This window comes from Streptomyces sp. NPDC005070, from assembly GCF_053600395.1.
This window is the reverse complement of record NZ_JBSFZS010000039.1, coordinates 1-21,634: the sequence shown is the minus strand read 5'-3', so window position 1 is coordinate 21,634 and position 21,634 is coordinate 1. Positions and strand designations below refer to the sequence as shown.

Annotated in this window: 13 protein-coding genes and 1 pseudogene; 8 read left to right on the top strand and 6 right to left on the bottom strand. The window is 71.8% G+C overall.

The annotated features are described in order from the left end of the window. Positions 1-48: 48 nt before the first annotated feature. The 4 genes from ACWEBX_RS15625 to ACWEBX_RS15610 all read right to left on the bottom strand — a co-directional run bounded on the left by ACWEBX_RS15625 (position 49) and on the right by ACWEBX_RS15610 (position 6,671). Entirely contained in the window at positions 49-2,805 is a 2,757-nt protein-coding gene (locus ACWEBX_RS15625; protein WP_451885385.1) for an alkaline phosphatase family protein, read from the bottom strand. A gap of 4 nt (positions 2,806-2,809) precedes the next feature. Further along, positions 2,810-4,195 carry an ABC transporter permease gene (locus tag ACWEBX_RS15620; RefSeq protein WP_451885384.1) on the bottom strand — a complete coding sequence of 462 codons (1,386 nt, stop codon included), beginning with the start codon at positions 4,193-4,195 and terminating at the stop codon, positions 2,810-2,812. Next, positions 4,192-5,133: an ABC transporter ATP-binding protein gene (locus tag ACWEBX_RS15615; RefSeq protein ID WP_451885383.1), complete on the bottom strand. Its 942-nt coding sequence runs from the start codon at positions 5,131-5,133 to the stop codon at positions 4,192-4,194. The genes ACWEBX_RS15620 and ACWEBX_RS15615 overlap by 4 nt, the downstream gene beginning before the upstream one ends. 200 nt (positions 5,134-5,333) lie before the next feature. Continuing rightward, positions 5,334-6,671 carry a 6-phospho-beta-glucosidase gene (locus tag ACWEBX_RS15610; RefSeq protein ID WP_451885382.1) on the bottom strand — a complete coding sequence of 446 codons (1,338 nt, stop codon included), beginning with the start codon at positions 6,669-6,671 and terminating at the stop codon, positions 5,334-5,336. A gap of 201 nt (positions 6,672-6,872) precedes the next feature. Here ACWEBX_RS15610 and ACWEBX_RS15605 point away from each other — a divergent pair, with 201 nt between their 5' ends. Continuing rightward, positions 6,873-7,640 carry an IclR family transcriptional regulator gene (locus ACWEBX_RS15605; RefSeq protein WP_451885381.1) on the top strand — a complete coding sequence of 256 codons (768 nt, stop codon included), beginning with the start codon at positions 6,873-6,875 and terminating at the stop codon, positions 7,638-7,640. A gap of 19 nt (positions 7,641-7,659) precedes the next feature. Here ACWEBX_RS15605 and ACWEBX_RS15600 read toward each other — a convergent pair whose 3' ends face one another. Further along, entirely contained in the window at positions 7,660-10,368 is a 2,709-nt protein-coding gene (locus ACWEBX_RS15600; RefSeq protein WP_451885380.1) for an FAD/NAD(P)-binding protein, read from the bottom strand. A 314-nt stretch (positions 10,369-10,682) separates the two neighbouring features. Here ACWEBX_RS15600 and ACWEBX_RS15595 point away from each other — a divergent pair, with 314 nt between their 5' ends. After that, positions 10,683-11,978, top strand: coding sequence for a L,D-transpeptidase (locus ACWEBX_RS15595; RefSeq protein WP_451885379.1), 1,296 nt, complete (start codon positions 10,683-10,685; stop codon positions 11,976-11,978). 237 nt (positions 11,979-12,215) lie between these two features. Beyond that, complete coding sequence (locus ACWEBX_RS15590; protein ID WP_451885378.1) at positions 12,216-13,622, top strand: glycoside hydrolase family 16 protein; 1,407 nt, start codon at positions 12,216-12,218, stop codon at positions 13,620-13,622. A 112-nt stretch (positions 13,623-13,734) separates the two neighbouring features. Here the strand turns inward: ACWEBX_RS15590 and ACWEBX_RS15585 are convergent, their stop codons facing one another. After that, on the bottom strand, positions 13,735-14,643 hold the full coding sequence (locus ACWEBX_RS15585) for a helix-turn-helix domain-containing protein (RefSeq protein WP_451885377.1): 909 nt from the start codon (positions 14,641-14,643) through the stop codon (positions 13,735-13,737). 146 nt (positions 14,644-14,789) lie between these two features. Between ACWEBX_RS15585 and tkt the strand changes: the two genes are divergently transcribed. The 5 genes and pseudogenes from tkt to ACWEBX_RS15560 form a co-directional block, all read left to right on the top strand. Next, positions 14,790-16,865 carry a transketolase gene (tkt, locus tag ACWEBX_RS15580; protein WP_451885376.1) on the top strand — a complete coding sequence of 692 codons (2,076 nt, stop codon included), beginning with the start codon at positions 14,790-14,792 and terminating at the stop codon, positions 16,863-16,865. A gap of 19 nt (positions 16,866-16,884) precedes the next feature. Further along, positions 16,885-18,054 carry a transaldolase gene (gene tal / locus ACWEBX_RS15575; protein WP_451885375.1) on the top strand — a complete coding sequence of 390 codons (1,170 nt, stop codon included), beginning with the start codon at positions 16,885-16,887 and terminating at the stop codon, positions 18,052-18,054. A 218-nt stretch (positions 18,055-18,272) separates the two neighbouring features. Then, positions 18,273-19,802: a glucose-6-phosphate dehydrogenase gene (gene zwf, locus ACWEBX_RS15570; protein ID WP_451885424.1), complete on the top strand. Its 1,530-nt coding sequence runs from the start codon at positions 18,273-18,275 to the stop codon at positions 19,800-19,802. Further along, the gene (gene opcA / locus ACWEBX_RS15565; RefSeq protein ID WP_451885374.1) at positions 19,799-20,731 is read left to right on the top strand and encodes a glucose-6-phosphate dehydrogenase assembly protein OpcA; all 933 of its coding nucleotides are present in this window, start codon (positions 19,799-19,801) and stop codon (positions 20,729-20,731) included. The genes zwf and opcA overlap by 4 nt, the downstream gene beginning before the upstream one ends. Beyond that, a pseudogene (locus ACWEBX_RS15560) lies at positions 20,724-21,634 on the top strand (glucose-6-phosphate isomerase); the annotation flags it as partial. The gene opcA and the pseudogene ACWEBX_RS15560, both read left to right, overlap by 8 nt.

The following is a 21,634-nucleotide window of genomic DNA, read 5'->3' as shown; positions in this document are numbered from 1 at the left end:
TCCGGGCGGCCCGTCGCGTCGTGCTCACGCCCCGCACGCCTTCGTACGTCAGCCGTCGGACTCCGACGACGGGAGGTAGGCGCCCGGCACGTCCTGCGGCGCGAAGATCTCGTGCTCGCCGGGGTACGGCTTGGTCCACCCGTGCGTCTGGTACCAGGTGAAGTGGTTCATCTGCGCGGGGTTGGCGAAGTCCGGAACGGCGTTCGGCCCGCTCAGCCGCTGGTGCGACTTCCAGGTGTCCCACTTCGCCGCGAGCGCCCGCTTGTCCGCCGGAACCTTCGCCGACGGCACGGGCGCCGCGGCGGGATTCTGGGGCGCCGGGGTGTCGAGACCGCAGGAGGGCGCGGTCTTGAGGCCGTCGGTCAGCGAGGTCCGGTTGGGCAGCGCCGTGAACGGCGTGTAGTCGGGGTGCCCGGTGAAGGCGGCGCGCATCGGGCTGGCCGCGCTGTCCTTCTGGTTCATGGGGTGGACGCCGAGGATCTGCTCGATGGTCCGGATCAGCGTGATCTGCGAGTAGTAGTGGCTGTCGACGACGCCGCGCCGGGCCCAGGGGCTGATGATCTGGATGGGCGCACGGTGGCCGTCGACGTGGTCGAGACCGGCCTGGGAGTCGTCCTCGACGACGAAGACCGCCGAGTCCTTCCAGTACGCGCTGTGCGAGATCTCGTCGACGATCCTGCCGGTCGCGAGGTCGTTGTCCGCGACCTGGGCGGCCGCGTTCGCGGGACCGCCGGTGTGGTCGCTGGAGAGCCAGAACATGTTCAGGTTCGCCGGACCGTTCTTCTCGAAGTCACGCTTCCAGATCTCCTCCCGGTAGATGTCCGGGACGCTGGTGTCGAACTTCGCGAAGCCGTGCACGGACACGTCGTTGAGCGACGGGATCGGTGAGGACGAGTTCAGTGTGTACGCGGTGTCCTGTCCCGTCGACGTCATGTTCCGGGAGTCGCAGTACAGGTTCTGCCAGGTGGCGTCGGCCGGCTTGGTGAGGAACTGCTGGAACTCGCCGAAGTCCCGCGCCGAGTTGCCCGCGGCCTGCGCGCCGGTCCACAGGAAGCCGGTCCGCTGGTGGCCCAGGGCGTCGTCCTCGGTGTCGTAACTGCGCGCGTACTCACCGGCCGATGACTCGGTGTATTCCGGATCGTCCGCCTGCATCAGCCAGTTGTGGCCCTCGGCCGAGTTCGTGCCGATGTCGTACGTGTTGTCGTACAGGCCGAACTGCCGGGCCAGCGCGTGCTGGTTGGGCGTGACGTTCTCGCCGAACTGCGCCAGCGAGGGATCGCCGTTGCCCTCCGGGACGTCCCCGAGGACCTGGTCGTAGGTGCGGTTCTCCTTGACGATCAGGAAGACGTGCTTGATCGTCGAGGGCTCGCCGAGCCGCCCGGGGACGGGCACCGGCTTCGCGTGGATCCTGCCCCTGGACCGGGCGACCGAGCCGCTGGTCCAGCCGTTCTGCCGGAAGACCTCGGCCGTCCGGGCCCGGACCACGCTGTCGTCGGGCAAGGTGAAGCGCTGCACGCTCGACGTGGTGTCGTGGGTGCCGTGGCCGGCGGCGGTGGTGGTCCGGCGGGCGTCGACACCACGGGTGTTGGACACCACGATGTCCTTGCCGACGGCGGCGATCTCGGCGGGGAAGTAGTCCGTCGGGAGCAGCCCGATGTACCGGACCGGATCCTGCGGCGACCGGTACCGGTAGACGGCCACGGCGTTGGCACGGCCGAGGGTCACCAGCAGGTGCCCGTCGTCGGTGAGTGTCACCGCGTCGGGCTCGTAGCCCACCGAGGCCTCGGGCCAGGGCTGCGTCGCGATGGTCTGGACGACCTTGTTCCTGACGGTGTCGATGACCGACACGTCGTTGGTGGCGGTGTTGGTGACGAACAGCGCCCGGCCCTTGGCGTACAGCGCGGTCGGGTGCAGGCCGACCGGGATGCTCGTGACGGCGGCGGCCGGATCCGCCGGGTCGATGACGCTGACGGTGCCGGTCGTGGTCGCGGCGGTGACCGGGTCCGCGGGCACCTGGGTGTTGTACGAGTTGATGGTGGTGTCGCCGTCCCGCGCCGGGCGCCCGCCCTCGTTGCTCACGTAGAGCTTGCCGCCCGCCTCGGCCAGGCCGCGCGGGGCGTTGCCCACGTTCCAGCTCTGCCGGACGGTCCCGGTGGCCGCGTCGATGGCGACGACCCGGTTCTGTCCGTTGACCGCGGAGTACACGGTGGCGCCGTCGGAGGAGAACACCGCCGCGCCGACGAGCGCGTGCCGGGGCCCGTCCGCCGCGATCGGGACGAACACCGGGCTGGTGACGCCGCCGTCCGCGGTCACGGTGAACCGGGTGTAGCCGTCGGTCTGGCCGAGCCAGAGCTGCGAGCCGTCGGGCGAGTACGTCGGGCCTTCCTGGCCCACGCTGTTGCCGCTGATGCGCGGGACGGAGGAGGCGGAGCTGCCGACGAGCTGCTGCACCTTCCAGCTCTTCAGGTCGACGATCGACAAGGCGCTCCCGCCGTCGGTGACCGAGGCCGCGAGGTGGGTGCCGTCCGGGCTGACCGAGGACGACATGATCTTCCCGTTCTGGAGGACCAGCCGGTCGCCGTACGGGGCGATGTACTGGTCGCTGGAGACGACCTGGCCGCGATCGGTGACCTGGCCGACCTGGTCGGTACCGAACTGATGTGTCTGGGCGAACGCGGCCCCTGCCGCGACGAGGGCGAGCACGGTGATGCCCGCCGTCACCAGAGGTATCCGTCGTCCCGTGTGTCTGCCGAGAGGGCTCGAACGGCCCTTCTCCGCACTCCTTCGGCGACGCGTTACCTGCATGGAGTCATCCCTTCGAGGTGGCGAGCAGGTCGACGTCGCCGTCGAACTGCCACAGCGGGTTCGGTGCGTCCCCGGCCGGTGTGCGGACCAGGAAGTAGCCGTTCACCTCCTTCGGTCCGTCGCCGTCGGCCATGAAGCGGCCGTCCGGGGTGATGTCGAGCTGGTAGACGGCCGTGCCCACGCCGTCGACGCCGGGAAGATGCCAGGTGATGACACAGCGCCAGTCGTTGCCCGGCCCCTCGGCGGCCACCTTGACGCTGCCCTTGTCACAGGCCGCCGTGGCCCTGAGCTGCGCCTCGGTGACGGCCGGGCGGTTGAGCTCACTGGTCTGCAGCCGGTAGAGGTGGGCGAACGCCGTCGCGGCCGAGCGCTGCACCTTGTCCTGCTCGATCCCGGAGCCCGTGGCCCCGGTGGTGAGCCCGATGGTCACGGCGGTCACGGCGGCCAGCCCGACGAGCGGCAGAACGCCTCCCGTGACCGCGCCGCGGCCCGAGCCGTCGTGGGCCGCGTCGGTGAAGTCCCGCCGCATGAAGAGCAGATAGGCCGACCCGGTCGCGGTCGCCGCCCACGCCAGGCTGACGACGACGCCGATCAGGAGCGGGCCGAGCTGTGCGGGGCTGGTGAACAGACCGCTCCAGGCGATGAAGGCGTAGCTGGGCAGGGCGAGTCGCACGGCGACGGGGAGCGGCATCATCTGGGCGAGCTGCATCGCGAGCGCGACGAGCGCCGGCAGCAGCAGTCCCGTCGGGGAGCGTCCCAGCGTGACGGACCCGAGCAGTCCCACCGCGGCGAGGGCCAGGGTCGGGGCGAGGACGCAGAGCCAGGCGGGCAGGACCCTGCCGGCGGCGTCCGCCGGGGTCAGCAGACGGCCGTCGAGGCCGACGAGCGGATGGACGCCGATCGTCACGGCCCCGCCGGCCGAGCTGGAGGCGACCAGTCCGGCCACGAGCAGCAGGACGACCGTGAGGCCGGCCAGTGTCTTCGCGACGAAGATCCGGCGCGGCGACCGGATCGCGACGAGCAGATGGCGCCAGGTGCCGAGCCGGTCCTCGGAGGCGAACACGTCACCGGCGACGACCGAGGTCAGCAACGGGAGCGCCCAGGTACCCGCGAAGCCGAGCACGACCAGCGCTCCGGCCCATCCGGTGGCGTGCATCCAGCGGCCGAAGAGGGTGTCGACGGGGAGGGTGCTCTGTTGGCCGACGGCGGCGACGAAGAGCGCGGGCACGATCCAGCAGGCGAGGACCAGCAGCCGGATCCGCCACTGGGAGACGAGTTTGACCAGTTCGAAGCGGTAGACGCGGCCGACCGGCACACGGGGGGCGGCGGCACCGTCCTCCTCCGGGCCCGGCGCTTCGGGGCCGGCGTCCTCGGCGACGGTCGTGGTCATCCGCCGGTCTCCTTCTGCTCGGTGAGGGCGAGGAACGCGGCTTCGAGGGGCGACACCACGGGGGCGAGCTCGCGCAGCGCGACGCCCGCGCCCACGAGCCGCACCACCAGTCCGTCCACGGCGGGCACCAGAGCGCGTACGACGAGCACGTCGGCGGCGTGCCGTGGTGCCGCGTCGTCGACGACCCGGATCCCGGCCGTGTCCAGGGCCAGCGAGCGGGCGGCCGCCGGGTCGGAGGTGAGCAGCCGGTAGTCGAGTTCACGGTTCTCGGCGGCCAGCTTGCCCAGCGGGCCGCTGAAGACGACCCGTCCGGTCGCGAGGATGGTGACCTCGGAGCACAGGGCCTGGAGGTCGTCCATGCGGTGGCTGGAGAGGACGACCGCGGTCCCGCTCGCGGCGAGCCGGCCGAGCACACCGTGCACATGGCGCTTGCCCGCCGGGTCGAGGCCGTTGGACGGTTCGTCGAGGACCAGCAGCCGGGGCTCGGTGAGCAGCGCGGCGGCGAGGCCGAGCCGCTGACGCATCCCCAGGGAGTAGCCGCGGGCCGGGTCGTCGGCGACATCGGTGAGCCCGACCTGGCCGAGCACGTCGTCGACGCCGGCCGACCGCGCGCTCCGGCCGCGGAGTGCGGCCAGGGCGGCGAGGTTCTGCCGGGCGGTGAGCGAGGGGTAGAGGCCGGGTCCGTCGACGAAGCCGGCGACACCGCCGGGGGCGGCGAGCGCCCGTCCGACCGGGGTGCCGAGGATCTCCAGGCGGCCTTCGTCGGCGACGGCCAGGCCCAGCAGCAGACCGAGCAGGGTCGTCTTGCCGGCGCCGTTCGGTCCGACCAGGCCGTGGATCTGACCGCGTGCCACATCCAGATCGACGCCGTCGAGTGCCACGACGTCGCCGAAACACTTGGTGATCCCGCGAGCCCGGACGGCGAGGGGTCTGTCCATGGGTCCCTTCCTTCGAAGCACTCGACGCACTCGAAGCACTCAGGGACCTTAGGGACGCTACACAACGCGGGCACGGACAGCCGGCTGAACACGCAGGGAACGGATCGTCAAGGCGTCGGCAAGTCCGGTGCGCAAAGCGGGCGTCATCGGGAGGGACCCGTCACCGCCCGCCCGCGCCCGGTCCGGCTCGCTCGCGGACCCTAGGTCAGATAGGCGAGACCGGGGTGTACCGACGTGTAGCCGTCGACGAGCGCGTGCGCCACGCCGACCGAGTCGACGAGCGGGTGCAGGGCGAAGGCCTTCACCGCGGTCGTACGGGAACCCGACTCGGCGGCGGAGAGCACCTCGCGCTCCACCGCCTTGACCGCGCACACCAGTCCGGCGGCGTGCCCCGGCAACGGGTCGACCGCGACCGGATGGGCCCCGTTGGCGTCCACCAGGCACGGCACCTCGATGACGGCCTCCGCGTCGAGGACACCCAGGGTGCCGCGGTTGCGGACGTTGAGGATCAGGGTGGTCCGTTCGTCGCGGGCGATCGCGCGCATCAGGGCGAGCGCCACCTTCTCGTAGCCGCCGGAGAGGTCGTCCTCCTCGCGTTCCCCGGCACCGGCGGCGTCCCGGTTCTCCGCCATGTACGTGGCCTCGCGCTCGGCCCGGGTGCGTTCCCAGGCAGCCAGGGCCGCCGCCTCCGGGTGCTTCATCTCCTCATAGAAACCGGCCTGTTGGTCGCGCAGGAACGCGCCGCGTGTCTTCTCGGCCCGCTGGTAGGCGCGGACGGTCTCGCGGTTGAAGTAGTAGTAGTGCAGGTATTCGTTGGGGACGGCGCCCAGGGACCTGAGCCACTGCGGGCCGAAGAGCCGGCCCTCCTCGAAGGAGCCGAGCAGTTCGGGATCGGCGAGCAGGCGCGGGAGTTCGTCGCGGCCGGCGACGCGCAGGCCGCGTACCCAGCCGAGGTGGTTGAGCCCGACGTAGTCGATCCACGCCTCGCGCGGGTTCGCGCCGAGGACCTTGGCGATCCGGCGCCCGAGGCCGACCGGCGAGTCGCAGATGCCGATCACGCGGTCGCCGAGGTGCCGGGACATGGCCTCGGTGACCAGTCCGGCCGGGTTGGTGAAGTTGATGACCCAGGCGTCGGGTGCCAGCCGGGCCACCCGCCGCGCGATGTCCACGGCGACGGGCACGGTGCGCAGCCCGTACGCGATGCCGCCTGCGCCGACCGTCTCCTGGCCGAGGACCCCCTGGGCCAGGGCGACGCGCTCGTCCGCGGCCCGGCCCTCCAGACCCCCGACGCGGATCGCGGAGAAGACGAAGTCGGCGCCGCGCAGGGCCTCGTCGAGGTCGGTGGTGACGGTCACCTCCGGTGCGTCCGGGTCCCCGGCGGCCTGCTCGGCGAGCACGCGGGCCACGGCGGAGAGCCGTCCCGCGTCCAGATCGTGCAGCACGACCCGTGTGACGCGGCCCTCGGCCCGGTCCCCGAGGAGTGCCCCGTACACGAGCGGGACACGGAATCCGCCGCCGCCCAGAATGGTCAGCCTCACGCAAGTACCACCTTCGCAGTTCGTACGGTGCCACAGGCCGCGCGGCGAGGGAGCACGCCGGCCGCCTGTTCCACCCAGGTCTTCCGACGAGCAGCGTGCCATCGCGCGCGTCCGTTCCCGAGGACCGGCCGCCCCTCGGACGTCTTTCCTCGGCACCGGCCGTTGCCGTCACGCCCGTCCGGCCTGTTGGATCCAGGCATCATGACCGCCCCGTCCGCCTCCGGCCGTCTCCTCGCCGTGCTCGGTGCCTTCGACCACGAGCACACCGCGCTGTCCCTGACGGACATCAGCCGCCGGGCCGGCCTCAGCCTCACCACGGCGCACCGACTGGTGGCCGCGCTCGCCGGGTGGGGCGCGCTGGAGCGGGACATGAACGGCGTCTATCACGTGGGCCTGCGCCTGTGGGAGCTCGCGGCGCTCGCCCCGCGTGGCCTCGCGCTGCGCCAGACGGCCCTGCCGTTTCTGGAGGACCTGTACGAAGCGACGCACGAGAACGTGCAGTTGGCGGTCCGGGACGGCGCCGAGGTCGTCTACACCGAGTGGATCTCGGGCCGTTCCTCGGTCGGGGTCCGCATCCAGGTGGGCGCCCACTGGCCGCTGCACGCGACGGGCGTCGGGCTCGCGCTGCTCGCGCACGCGGAGCCCGCCTTCCAGGACGCCTACTGCGCCGGGCCGTTGGCCGCCTACACCCCGTACACGATCACCGATCCGGTCCGCCTGCGCCGGGCACTGGCCGAAGTACGCCGGACGGGCGTCGCGGTGAGCAGCCGTCAGGTGACGGAGGATGCCCTGTCGGTGGCCGCGCCGGTGCGTGGCGCGGACGGTTCGGTCGTCGCGGCCGTATCGCTCGTCGTGCCCCGGGCCGAGGCCCGGGTACCGGCGTTGATCCCGGCGGTGCGCCTGGCCGCCCGCGGAATCTCCCGGGCCCTCGGCTGGCGCCCGGCACCCCGCGCGGAGCCGGGCGCCTGACGTGCGCGCGGGCAGGCCCTCAGTGGGGCAGTGCCGCCAGCAGGCGCCGGTCGCGCGGCGCGTGGCCGCGGTCGAGACGGGTGTCCAGGAGGCGCCGGGCGGCTTCGCAGCGGCCCGCCGCCACGAGGGCGTACAGCAGTGTCTCCTCGACGACCTCGCGCTGGGCCGCGCTGCCGCCGACCCGGACGAGGACCGGCAGCAGGGCGTCGAGCCCCCGGGCCGCTTCGTGGAAGCGCTCCTCGACGAGCGCGGCGAGGGCCTCGCACAGCGGGACGACGACCTCCCGCTGCACCGGATCGGCGCCCGCGGCGTGGTCGCGCAGCCGGCGCAGTCCCGCCATGTCACCGGCGGCGGTGAGCGCGACGGCGGCGTGCAGCGCGGTGAAGGCGGTCGCGGGCCGCTCCACGATCTCGCGGGCGACGCTGTCGAGCACGTCCGCCGCCGGCACCCGGCCCCGCCAACTGTCGCTGATCCGCGCGCGCCACAGCAGCGACCCGGAGTCGACCAGGGCGCGTACCCCGGTCACCCGTCCGGGCGCGAGCTGGGCGAACCAGCGTCGGCGGACGGCGGCGGGATCGTCCAGGGCCAGTTCGTGCAGGGCGATGTGCCAGGAGAAGTGGGCGCGGTGGACGGCGCCCCGTCCGTGCCCGGACACCCAGGCGTCCAGCCAGTCACGGCCGAACGCGTGGGCTCCCGACTCGTAGTGGACGTGGGCGAGGGCGTGCACGGCGTGGCCGGAGGCGGGCTCGGCGTCCAGCGCGCGCCCGGCCAGCTCGGCCGCCTCGTCGTGGCGGCCCTGGTCCTGGCGCAGGAAGGCGAGGAGCGAGGCGGGGAACCAGTGGCCGTCGTAGGCGGGCAGGGAGCGCTCGACCAGGTCCGGCGCGTAGGTGGTGTCGAGGTCGTTGATGCCGGAGAAGGCGATGGTGGGCACGGCCACGGCGAGCGCCAGCGCGTCGGCGGGGTGGGCGGCCAGATGCCCGAGCAGGGCACGGGTACCGGTGTCCGGGCTGTCGCCGTGCACGCGCCTGCTCACCACGTCGACGAAGGAGCGTTCGCGCGCGTCGGCCCGTTCCCGTGCGCAGCGCCGTGCGTCGGCCAGGGCTCGCGGTACGTCGACGTCGGCGCCGCACTCGTGGCCGAGCAGGGCGAGGGCCGCGTGCCCGAGCGCGAAGCCGGGGTCGAGGGCGACGGCGCGCGCGAAGGCGTCCTCGGCACCGGCCCTGACCTTGAGGACGCGTTCGAGGCCGGTGCGGTGGGCGGCCGCCGCCTCGGCGTGGGTGGACAGCGGGAGTCCGTGCGCGTCGAGGGGCCGGCGGCGCGCGGGGCGGCGCCGGGGGGCCAGGGGTGCGAGCAACCGCTCGGCCAGTTCGGCGGCCTGGACTCGGATCTCGGGGATCGCCGTGGTCTCCCAGAGTTCTCCACGGCGTGGTGCGCCGAGGGTGAACACCGCGGGCCCGGCGCCGCCTTCGGCGTCGAGGAGCCGGCCGTCGCGGGTCGTGACACCGAGGCCGAGCGGGCCGGGCACGGCGGTGCCCGTGTCGAACAGCGAGGCCCACAGGGGGTCTTCGGGGCGCGGACCCGGTCCGGTGCAGTCGATCACCCAGCCGGCCGTGATGCGCCGCCCGTCGGAGAGCGTGATCAGCTCGGAGCCGTCCGGGCGGGGGACGGCGTCGGTGACGCTGCCGGCGTGGACGCGCAGGCGGCGGGCCGTGCGGGCGCGGTCCAGCGACTCGGCCGTCGAAGGGGCCATCCGGTGCCGGTGGGTGTTCCAGAGCGCGCCCTCGCCGCGCAGGAAGGCGGCGCGTTCCTCGGGTGTGAGGCTGCGCCACAGGTGCGCGGTGTGCGGGCGCAGGCTGTCGAGCGCGGGGCGCCAGTCGCCGTGGGCGCGCAGGGCGCGGCCGATGTGGCGGTAGACGGCCCGGCGCAGCGCGGGCAGGGTCGGCGCGTCGAGCCCTTCCGGCGAGGCCATCGCGGGTGCGGGGTCGAGAGCGTGCGGCTGGGGCAGCAGTCCGGTGCGCGAGAGGGCGTGGACGGTGCGTCCGGGGCGGTCGAGGCTGAGCGCGAGGTCGACCGCGGTGAGCCCGGTGCCCACGAGCAGGACGTCGTCGCTCGCGCCCGTTCGCGCGCGGTCGGCGGGTTCGGCGAGCGGTCCGTCGAGCGCGCCGGGCGCCCAGGGTGAACCGATGAAGCGTCCGGAGGTACGGAGTCGGGGCGGGGCCCAGGAACTCGTCGTGGCAGCCGGTCCGGTGGCGAGGACGACACCGTCGGCGACGAGGCCGCGCCCGTCGGCCAGCCGCAGCTCCAGCCCCCCGTCCGGAGCGGGGACGCAGGCCTTCGCCCTGGTGCGCAGCCGGTGCACGGCGACCGTGCCGTGGGCGTGGACGATCGCCTGGGCCAACGTGTCGGCGAGATAGGCGCCGTACCGGTAGCGGGTGGCGAAGTCGGTCGCCCTGACGGTGGGTTCGCCGTGCCGGCACAGCCAGCGGGTGAAGTGGCCGGGGTCGTCGGGATAGCAGCTCATGCCGCCCGCGGGCACGTTCAGCCGGTGCCGGGCATCGGTGGTGGCGTACGCGCTGCCGCGCCCGGCTTCGGGGGCGGGGTCGACCAGGAAGACGTCGAGCGGGGTGCGGCGGCGGGTCGCCGTCTCGCAGAGCTGCACGGCGGTGAGCGTGCCGGCGGCGCCCACTCCGACGATGGCCAGGGTGTGCCTCTCACGGGCTGGACTCACTGATGCCTCCGGCGTGGGTCGTCGCGGATCCGACAAGCGGAACTCCTCCTTCACTCGTGCGGCCGCAGAGGCCGCAGAGGCCGGAAAGGGCACCGGGAACGCGGATCTCACGGAAATCTCAGGGAGCGGGCTGGGCACTTCATACTCTGTTCACGATTCGGGGCGGCCCGGCAACCGTGGATTCAGGCCGTCTCTCCGGGTGTCTTCACCGGAATCTCAGGCTGGGGCAGCCGTATTCAAAGAATCAACCCAGGGAAGTCCCGCAGGATGCACCGGCAGTGATGGTGAGAGAAACACGCGAGGAAAGGCGTTCCGTGGGCGTCCCTGAGATATCGAATCGGCCCGAGTCCGCACCGCGGGACCCGGGGTGGACACGGCGGCGTCCGGGGCGTCCGGCCTGGTCACGGCGCGGAGTCCTCGCGGCCGTCGGATCGGCCGTTCCGGTCCTCGCGCTGAGCGGGTGCGGCAGCCCGGCGGGCGCGGCCGAGAGCAAGGACACGAAGGCGACGGGGTCCGGCGGGGCCGGGTCGAAGGCGAAGGCCCAGGTGAAGACGCCGACGGTCACCGTCTCCCCCGCGGACGGTACGAGGAAGGCCGGCTTCACCGATCCGGTCGTGGTCTCCGTGACGGACGGCACACTGTCGGCGGTCGAGGTCTCCGGCAACGACGGTTCCACTCTGGCCGGATCCTTCAACGACGACCGTACGCGCTGGACCTCGGCCGGGAATCCGTACTCGGGTACCAAATACACGGTGACGGCGAAAGCGACGGGCGCCGCGGAGCACACCGCGACGTTCGTCACGAAGTCTCCGGGCGAGACCTTCGCCGGCTATTTCACGCCGGAGGCGAATTCGACCTCCGGCGTCGGTATGCCCGTGTCGATCAACTTCACCCGGGCCGTGACGGACCGGGCCGCGGTGGAAAAGGCCATCACGGTGACCGCGGAGCCCGCGGTCGAGGTGGTCGGTCACTGGTTCGGGAACACCCGGCTCGACTTCCGCCCCGCCGAGTACTGGGCGGCCGGCACGAAGATCACGCTGAGCCTGCGTCTCAAGGACGTCGAGGGCGGGGACGGCGTCTACGGCGTCCAGTCCAAGGACGTCACCTTCCGCATCGGCCGCCGCCAGGTGAGCACCGTCGACCTCGCGAAGAAGACCATGACCGTCGAGCGGGACGGGGCGGCGCTCGCGAGCTACCCGGTGAGCGGCGGCGCCCCGGCGCACACCACGTGGTCCGGGATCATGGTGATCAGCGAGCGGTTCAAGGAGACCAGGATGGAGTCCTCCACGGTCGGGCTCGGCGACGAGTACGACATCGCGGACGTGCCGCACGCCCAGCGCCTGACCACCTCGGGGACCTTCATCCACGGCAACTACTGGGCCGCGCCCTCGGTCTTCGGCGGCAGCAACACCAGCCACGGCTGCGTCGGCCTGCACGACACGAAGGGCGCGAACGACGGCTCCGTGGCGGGCTACCGGTTCTACGAGAGTTCGATGCTCGGCGACGTGGTGGTCGTCCGGAACTCGGGCGAGCGGACCGTCGAAGCGTCGAACGGTCTGAACGGCTGGAACCTGTCGTGGGCCGACTGGAAGGCCGGCAGCGCCCTGTGAGGGTCAGGCCCGATGAGCGGACTTCAACGGCCCGCCGTGGGGCGCTCATCGGGCCTTCTCCCTTCCTTCACGGCGTGAACTCCCTTGGGGCGTAAGGACTTTCTCGGCTTCACCTCTTGACGACCGGAGTGACAGAGAGCACATTGGCCGCGCACCTTTTTTGAGAGCGCTCTCAAGGTCTCCATGGGAGCGCTCCCCCACCCGCGCACCCCACACTCCGTACGCGAAGAGGCACCCATGAGTGAAACTTCCGGCACACCCAGACGCGGCTCGGCCCGGCGCGTCCTCATCGCCGTGCTCAGTACCTTGAGCCTGGCGGCGGCCGCGGCGACCGCGGCCACCCTCCCGGCCAACGCGTCCGCGCCCACACCCCCCTCCGGCTGGTCCCAGGTCTTCGTCGACGACTTCACCGGGTCGGCAGGGAGCGGCGTCAACACCACCAACTGGCAGTACACGACGGGTACGAGCTACCCGGGCGGGCCGGCCAACTTCGGTACCGGCGAGGTCGAGACGATGACCTCCAGCACCAACAACGTCGCCCTGGACGGCAACGGCAACCTGCTGATCACCCCGCGCCGTGACGCGTCGGGCAACTGGACCTCGGGCCGCATCGAGACCAAGCGCACCGACTTCGAGCCCCCCGCCGGGGGCAAGCTGCGCATCGAGTCGCGGCTGCAGATGCCGAACGTGACCGGCGCCGCGGCCAAGGGCTACTGGCCCGCCTTCTGGGCGCTCGGCGCGCCCTACCGCGGCAACTACCAGAACTGGCCGGGCGTCGGTGAGCTGGACATCATGGAGAACGTCCAGGGCCTCAACACCGAGTGGGCCACGATGCACTGCGGCACCAGCCCGGGCGGCCCCTGCAACGAGACCAGCGGCATCGGCAACAACACGCCCTGCACCGGCACGACCTGTCAGGCGGGCTTCCACACCTACGCGATGGAGTGGGACAGGTCGACGAGCCCCGAGGAGGTCCGCTTCTACCTCGACGGCGTCAACTTCCACACGGTGAAGGCGAACCAGGTCGACGCGACCACCTGGGCGAACGCCACCAACCACGGCTACTTCGTCATCCTGAACGTCGCGATGGGCGGCGGCTTCCCGGGCGCCTTCGGCGGCGGCCCCGACAGCGGCACGGAACCCGGTCACCCGCTCGTCGTCGACTACGTCCAGGTGCTCCAGGCGGCCGGCAGCGGTGGCGGCGGTGGCACCACTCCGCCGCCCACCGGCAACCGTGACGCCTACAGCGCCATCCAGGCCGAGTCCTACGACAGCCAGAGCGGTGTCGTCAGCGAGACCACGACGGACACCGGCGGCGGCCAGGACATCGGCACCATCGCGAACGGCGACTACGCGCTCTACAAGGGCGTCAACTTCGGCTCCTCGGCGGCCACCCAGTTCTACGGCCGGGTCGCGAGCGGCGCGGCGGGCGGGGTCAGCGGCCTGGTCGAGGTGCGCCTCGACAGCCGTACGAGCACACCGGTCGCCAGCTTCGCGCTGGCCAACACCGGCGGCTGGCAGTCCTGGAGGACCATACCGGCGAACATGAGCTCCGTGACCGGAACCCATGACGTCTATCTCACCTTCACCAGCGGCCAGCCCGCGGACTTCGTGAACGTCAACTGGTTCGACTTCGGTCACTGACAGGTGAAATGACGGGCGGTCACTCGTCCTCCGGTCGGTCACCGACAGGAGAGGGGACAAGCAGCCACCCGTCGCGAGGCCGGGCGGGACGGACGTACGCGGTCCGTCCCGCTCAGCGCAGTTCCGTCCGGAAGGCCACCGGGGTCGCCCCCGTGTGCTGGTGGAAGAACTTCGAGAAGTTGGCCGAGTCGGGGAAGCCGACGGCGGCCCCGACGCGCCCGATCGGCATGTCCGTGTGGGCGAGGAGCCGTTTGGCCTCCAGGACGACCCGCTTGTCGATGAACCCCTTGGGCGTCTGGCCGGTGGCGGCCCGCACGGCGCGCACCAGGGTGCGGCGCGAGTATCCGAGGGCGTCGGCGTAGGCGCTGACGCTGTGATTGACGGCGAAGTCCCTCTCCACCGCGTCCCGGAACCGCGTGAACGTGGTGTCCGTGTGCTCGTGGGTCGCCCCGGCGGAGCTCGCCGCGAGGTGGGCGAGACGCAGCAGGAACGCGGTGAGCGAGTGCCGCAGCACCGCGGTGTGCAGACTGAGCGGCAGCGTGGTGGTGTCGACGTACTCGCGCTCCAGTTGGGTCAGCGCGTGTTCCAGCGCGGCCAGCCGTTCGGCCTCGGGGCGCAGCAGCGGGGGCAGGTCGTAGCGGTAGAGGCCGGTCGCCTCGACGGTCGCGCGGGGCAGGAAGCCCGGCTGCATGGTCAGGACGGTCCCGCGGTAGGGGTCGGTGCTGGAGAAGCGGTGCACCTGGCCGGGCCGGATCCACAGGAGGTCGCCCGCGCGGGCCTCGTACTCGGCGAAGTCGACCATGTGCCGTACGGGCCCCTCGTGGAAGAGCATCACGACGTGGAAGTCGATGCGGTGCACGCGTTCCAGCGGGGCGTCGGCGTGCCAGGTGCGTCCGGTTCCCATCGCTCCGACCTGCATGCCCACGCCGGACAGGCTCAGATCGGCCGGAAACGGAAAGGTCCTGATCCCGTCCCGGCCGCGCTCACCGCCGGTGCCGCCTTGGGTGGTTCTGTCGTTCATGTCCTTCTCGCGTCGGCTCGCCACGGCTCCATGTGTCCCACTTTCACCGAAGGCTGACACACGGGCACCTTCCCCAGCAAAAGTCTGACTTTTAGGTTTGAAGGCACAGACCCTGTTTCAGCGCATCCCGTGAGGACTTCTTGAAGATGAGTACGCAGAGCTCCGACGGCTTCACCTGGACCGAGCTCGACCGCCGCGCCGTCGACACCGCCCGCCTTCTGGCCGCCGACGCCGTGCAGAAGGTCGGCAACGGTCACCCCGGGACCGCGATGAGCCTGGCCCCGGCGGCGTACACGCTCTTCCAGAAGGTGATGCGGCACGACCCGGCCGACCCGGAGTGGACGGGCCGCGACCGCTTCGTCCTCTCCCCCGGCCACACCTCGCTGACCCTCTACACCCAGCTCTTCCTGTCAGGTTATGAACTCGGCCTCGACGATCTGAAGGCGTTCCGCACCCACGGCTCCAAGACGCCCGGCCACCCCGAGTACGGGCACACCGCGGGCGTGGAGACCACGACCGGCCCGCTCGGCCAGGGTGCCGCCAACGCGGTGGGCATGGCGATGGCGGCCCGCTACGAGCGCGGCCTGTTCGACCCCGAGGCCTCCGAGGGCGAGTCCCCGTTCGACCACACCATCTGGGCGATCGTCTCCGACGGCGACCTGGAGGAGGGCATCTCGGCGGAGGCCTCCTCGCTCGCCGGCCACCAGAAGCTCGGCAACCTCGTCTTCATCTACGACGACAACCACATCTCCATCGAGGGCGACACGGCGACCGCCTTCTCCGAGGACGTGCTGGGGCGCTACGCGTCGTACGGCTGGCACGTGCAGCGCGTCGAGCCCTCGCCCGACGGCGACATCGACGTCCATGCCCTGTACACCGCGCTCACGGCCGCGCGGGCCGAGACCGGGCGTCCTTCCATCATCGCGATGCGCACCGTCATCGCCTGGCCGGCGCCGAACGCGCGGAACACCGAGGCCTCGCACGGCTCGGCGCTGGGCGCCGAGGAGATCGCCGCGACCAAGCGGCTCCTGGGCTTCGACCCGGAGCAGACCTTCCAGGTCGACGCCGACGTGCTGGCCCACGCCCGTCAGGCCCTGGACCGGGGCGCCGAGGCGCACGCCGACTGGGACAAGCGGATCGGCGCGTGGCGCACCGAACGGCCCGAGAACGCGAAGCTCTTCGACCGGATCGTCGCCGGCCAGCTTCCCGAGGGCTGGGAGAGCGCGCTGCCGGTGTTCGAGGAGGGCAAGAACGTCGCCACCCGCGCCGCCTCCGGCACGGTCCTCCAGGCGCTCGGCGCCGTGCTCCCCGAGCTGTGGGGCGGCTCCGCCGACCTCGCCGGCTCGAACAACACGACGATCGACAAGACCTCCTCCTTCCTCCCGGCGGACAACCCGCTGCCGGAGGCGAACCCGTACGGCCGCACGATCCACTTCGGCATCCGCGAGCACTCCATGGCCGCGGAGATGAACGGCATCGCGCTCCACGGCAACACCCGTATCTACGGCGGCACCTTCCTGGTGTTCTCCGACTACATGCGCAACGCCGTCCGCCTCTCCGCGCTGATGCAGCTGCCGGTGACGTACGTGTGGACGCACGACTCCATCGGTCTCGGCGAGGACGGCCCCACCCACCAGCCGGTCGAGCACCTCGCCTCGCTCCGTGCCATCCCCGGCCTCAACATCGTCCGCCCGGCCGACGCCAACGAGACGGCCATCGCCTGGGCCGAGATCCTCAAGCGGCACGCCACGAACCCGGCCCCGCACGGTCTGGCCCTCACCCGTCAGGGCGTACCGACCCACCCCGTCAACCCCGACGCGGCGCGCGGCGGTTACGTCCTGCGGGACTCCTCCACCGAGACCCCGGACGTCCTCCTCGTCGCGACCGGGTCCGAGGTGCAGCTCGCCGTCGCGGCGCGTGAGCTGCTGGAGGCCGAGGGCGTGGGCACCCGCGTGGTGTCGATGCCGTCCGTCGAGTGGTTCGAGGAGCAGTCCCCCGAGTACCGGGCGAGCGTCCTTCCGCCGGCCGTACGGGCCCGCGTGGCGGTCGAGGCCGGGATCGCCCTGACCTGGTACCGGTACGTCGGTGACGCCGGACGCGTCGTCTCGCTGGAGCACTTCGGCGCCTCGGCCGACGCCGGGACCCTGTTCGCCGAGTTCGGTTTCACCCCCGAGAACGTCGCCGCCGCCGCGCGGGAATCTCTTGCCGCAGTCCGCGGTTGATCCGTTCGCACAAAGGAAGATGATCACTGTGACCGAAGCGACCGCGCCCGCGGTAACCCTGAAGCGCCTCTCCGACGAAGGCGTCTCCATCTGGCTCGACGACCTCTCCCGCAAGCGGATCGAGTCCGGCAACCTGGCCGAACTCGTCGCGACCCGCCACGTGGTGGGCGTCACCACCAACCCGTCCATCTTCCAGGCCGCCATCGGCTCCGGTGAGGGGTACGAGCAGCAGCTCGCCGACCTCGCCGTGCGCGGCGTGACGGTCGACGAGGCCGTCCGGATGATGACGACCGCGGACGTGCGCGCCGCCGCCGACATCCTGCGCCCGGTGTACGAGGCGACCGGCGGCCGGGACGGCCGGGTCTCCATCGAGGTCGACCCCCGGCTGGCCCACGACACCACCGCGACCGTCGCCGAGGCCAAGCAGCTCGCCTGGCTGGTCGACCGCCCGAACGTGATGATCAAGATCCCGGCGACGAAGGCCGGCCTTCCGGCGATCACCGAGGTCATCGGCCTCGGCATCAGCGTCAACGTCACGCTGATCTTCTCCCTGGAGCGCTACCGCGAGGTCATGGACGCCTATCTGGCGGGCCTGGAGCGGGCGCTGGCCGCGGGCATCGACCTCACCGGCATCCACTCCGTCGCCTCCTTCTTCGTCTCCCGCGTCGACAGCGAGATCGACAGGCGGCTCGCGAAGACCGGCACGGACGAGGCCCTCGCGCTCAAGGGCAGGGCGGCGCTCGCCAACGCCCGTCTGGCCTACGAGGCCTACGAGGACGTGTTCGGCTCGGTCGACGGCTCGGCGCGAGGCGGCGACCGCTGGACCGCGCTCGCCCCGTCCGGGGCCCGGAAGCAGCGTCCGCTGTGGGCCTCCACGGGCGTCAAGGACCCCGCGTACAAGGACACCCTGTACGTCGACGAGCTGGTCGCGCCCGGCACGGTCAACACCATGCCGGAGGGGACGCTGAACGCCACCGCGGACCACGGTGACATCCACGGCGACGCGGTGACCGGCGGCTACCCTCAGGCGCGCGCCGACCTGGCCGCGGTCGAGGCGCTCGGGATCTCCTACGACGAGGTCGTCGGGCAACTGGAGGACGAGGCCGTCGCGAAGTTCGAGGCGGCCTGGGAGGACCTTCTCGAAGCGGTGGCGACCTCGCTGCGCGGCAAGGGAGTTGAAGGGGAATGACCAAGGGTGAGGCGCTTTCCGACGGCGACCCGAAGGATGCGGCCGCCGCGGCGCAGGGATCCGGTGACCCGGCCGTGGAACAGGACCGCCTGACGCACGGAGCCCCGGCCGCGGCGCTCGCCGTCCCGGCGACCGAGGTCCTCGGCGACGCGGCGACCGAGATCCTCGCCCGCGGGCTCGGTGACTCGGCGACCGAGGTCCTCGCCCACGCGCTCGGTGTGGCGGCCGACTGGGACAACCCGCTGCGCGACCCGCGCGACCGCCGGCTCCCCCGGATCGCGGGCCCCTCCGGCCTGGTCATCTTCGGTGTCACCGGCGACCTGTCCCGCAAGAAGCTGATGCCGGCCGTGTACGACCTCGCCAACCGGGGTCTGCTGCCGCCGGGCTTCTCGCTCCTCGGGTTCGCCCGCCGCGAGTGGGAGGACCAGGACTTCGCGCAGGTGGTGCACGACTCGGTGCGCGAGCACGCGCGGACCGAGTTCCGCGAGGAGGTCTGGCAGCAGCTCGCCGAGGGCATGCGGTTCATCCCGGGCGACTTCGACGACGACACGGCGTTCAAGCAACTGCGCGCGGCCGTCGATGAGCTGGACGCCTCCCGGGGCACCAGCGGCAACTACGCCTTCTACCTCTCCGTACCGCCGAAGTTCTTCCCGAAGGTGGTGCGGCAGCTCAAGAAGCACGGGCTGGCGACCCCTCCCGAGGGGTCCTGGCGGCGCGCGGTCATCGAGAAGCCGTTCGGTCACGACCTGGCGAGCGCCCGCGAGCTGAACAGGATCGTGCACGACGTGTTCGACCCGGACCAGGTGTTCCGGATCGACCACTACCTCGGCAAGGAGACCGTCCAGAACATCCTGGCGCTCCGCTTCGCCAACCAGATGTACGAGCCCGTCTGGAACCGGTCGTACGTCGACCACGTCCAGATCACCATGGCCGAGGACATCGGCATCGGCGGCCGGGCCGGCTACTACGACGGCATCGGCTCCGCCCGGGACGTGATCCAGAACCACCTGCTCCAGCTCATGGCACTGACCGCCATGGAGGAACCGGCCGCCTTCGACGCCGAGTCGCTGCTCGCCGAGAAGCTCAAGGTCCTCAGAGCCGTGAAGCTGCCGGAGAACCTGGGCGAGCACACCGTACGCGGCCAGTACGCGGCGAGTTGGCAGGGCGGCGCGAAGGTGCGCGGCTACCTCCAGGAGGACGGCATCGACCCCGCGTCGACGACCGACACCTACGCCGCCGTCAAGCTCCAGGTCGACAACCGCCGTTGGGCGGGTGTCCCCTTCTACCTGCGGACCGGCAAGCGGCTGGGCCGCCGGGTCACCGAGATCGCGGTGGTCTTCCAGCGCGCCCCGCACTCCCCGTTCGACTCCACGGCCACCGAGGAGCTCGGCGCCAACGCGATCGTCATCCGCGTCCAGCCCGACGAGGGCATGACCGTGCGCTTCGGATCCAAGGTGCCGGGTACCTCCATGGAGATCCGGGACGTCACCATGGACTTCGCGTACGGCGAGTCGTTCACCGAGTCCAGCCCGGAGGCGTACGAACGGCTGATCCTGGATGTCCTGCTCGGCGACGCCAATCTCTTCCCCCGCCACCAGGAGGTGGAAGAGTCCTGGAAGATCCTCGACCCGATCGAGGGGTACTGGGAGAGCCACGGCACGCCCGCGCAGTACCCCTCGGGCAGTTGGGGCCCGGAGGAAGCCGACGAGATGCTCGCACGAGACGGACGGAGCTGGCGCAGGCCATGAAGATCGACCTGACCGACACCACGGCAAGCAAGATCAACAAGGCGCTCGTACGGGGGCGCCGGGCCATCGGCACCCCCGCCGTGGGCATGGTCCTGACGATGGTCATCGTCACCGACGAGGAGAACGCCTACGACTCCATCAAGGCGGCCGAGGAGGCCTCGCGGGAGCACCCCTCGCGCACCCTCGTCGTCATCAAGCGCGTCGCCCGCACCCCGCGCGACCGCACCAAACCCCGACTCGACGCCGAGGTGCGCGTCGGCTCGGACGCGGGCACCGGCGAGACGGTCGTCCTGCGGACGTACGGCGAGGTCTCGGACCACGCCGACTCGGTCGTCCTGCCGCTGCTGCTGCCGGACGCCCCCGTCGTCGTCTGGTGGCCGGTGGACGCGCCCGCCAACCCGGTCAAGGACCCGCTGGGCGCCCTCGCCCAGCGCCGGATCACCGACATGTACGCCGTCGAGGCACCGCTCCAGGCGCTGGACGCCCGCGCCGCCTCGTACGCGCCGGGCGACACCGACCTCGCCTGGACCCGGCTCACCCCCTGGCGCTCCATGCTGGCGGCGGCCCTCGACCAGGCCCGTACGAAGGTGATCTCGGCGACCGTCGAGAGCGAGGCGCAGAACCCGAGCGCCGAACTGCTGGCCCGCTGGCTGGAGGCCCGCCTCCGGGTCAAGACCGAGCGTGTCGTCACCGCGGGCCCCGTAGTGACCGCCGTCCGCCTCGGCACCGAGAACGGCGAGATCGTCATCGACCGCCCCGAGGGCCCGCTGGCGACCCTGTCCCTGCCCGGCCAGCCCTCCCGCACCCTCGCGCTGAAGGTGCGCTCCACCTCCCAGCTCATCGCCGAGGAACTGCGCCGCCTGGACGCGGACGAGATGTACGCCATCGCCCTGCGCGGCGAGGCCCCCAAGGAGACCCCCCGTGTCTGACTACCCCAAGCCCACCCGCCGTCCGGAGTGGGTGGCCCTGGAGGACCACCGCGCGACCGCGCTGCTCCACCCGCGGCTGCGTGACCTGTTCGCCGCCGACCCCGCGCGCGCCGAGCGCCATGTCGTCCGGGTCGGCGATCTGCGGATCGACTACTCCAAGCACCTGATCACCGACGAGACCCTGGCCCTGCTCCAGGAACTCGCCACCGCCACGGACGTGTTCGGGCTGCGGGACGCGATGTTCCGGGGCGAGAAGATCAACGTGACCGAGGACCGGGCGGTGCTGCACACCGCGCTGCGGGCGCCGCGGGACGCGGTGGTCGAGGTCGACGGGGAGAACGTCGTGCCGGCCGTGCACGCGGTCCTGGACAAGATGGCGGACTTCGCCGGGCGGGTCCGCTCGGGCGAGTGGACCGGGCACACCGGCAAGCGCATCAAGAACGTCGTGAACGTCGGCATCGGCGGCTCCGACCTCGGTCCCGCCATGGCCTACGAGGTGCTGCGGCCGTTCACCGACCGCTCGCTGACGGTGCGGTTCGTGTCGAACGTGGACGGCGCGGACCTGCACGAGGCCGTACGGGACCTGGACCCGGCGGAGACGCTGTTCGTCATCGCCTCGAAGACCTTCACCACGATCGAGACGATCACCAACGCCACCTCCGCACGCTCCTGGCTGCTCGCCGGGCTCGGTGAGGAGAAGGCGGTCGCGAAGCACTTCGTGGCGCTGTCGACGAACGCGGAGAAGGTGTCGGACTTCGGCATCGACACGGCGAACATGTTCGAGTTCTGGGACTGGGTCGGCGGGCGCTACTCGTTCGACTCGGCGATCGGGCTGTCGCTGATGATCGCGATCGGCCCGGACCGGTTCCGCGAGATGCTGGACGGTTTCCACCTCGTCGACGA

Excerpts from the sequence above, each read along its gene's own strand:
- ACWEBX_RS15625 (WP_451885385.1), bottom strand. The coding sequence starts at position 2,805 with ATGCAGGTAACGCGTCGCCGAAGGAGTGCGGAGAAGGGCCGTTCGAGC.
- ACWEBX_RS15620 (WP_451885384.1), bottom strand. The coding sequence starts at position 4,195 with ATGACCACGACCGTCGCCGAGGACGCCGGCCCCGAAGCGCCGGGCCCG.
- ACWEBX_RS15615 (WP_451885383.1), bottom strand. The coding sequence starts at position 5,133 with ATGGACAGACCCCTCGCCGTCCGGGCTCGCGGGATCACCAAGTGTTTC.
- ACWEBX_RS15605 (WP_451885381.1), top strand. The coding sequence starts at position 6,873 with ATGACCGCCCCGTCCGCCTCCGGCCGTCTCCTCGCCGTGCTCGGTGCC.
- ACWEBX_RS15590 (WP_451885378.1), top strand. The coding sequence starts at position 12,216 with ATGAGTGAAACTTCCGGCACACCCAGACGCGGCTCGGCCCGGCGCGTC.
- ACWEBX_RS15585 (WP_451885377.1), bottom strand. The coding sequence starts at position 14,643 with ATGAACGACAGAACCACCCAAGGCGGCACCGGCGGTGAGCGCGGCCGG.
- tkt (WP_451885376.1), top strand. The coding sequence starts at position 14,790 with ATGAGTACGCAGAGCTCCGACGGCTTCACCTGGACCGAGCTCGACCGC.
- tal (WP_451885375.1), top strand. The coding sequence starts at position 16,885 with ATGATCACTGTGACCGAAGCGACCGCGCCCGCGGTAACCCTGAAGCGC.
- opcA (WP_451885374.1), top strand. The coding sequence starts at position 19,799 with ATGAAGATCGACCTGACCGACACCACGGCAAGCAAGATCAACAAGGCG.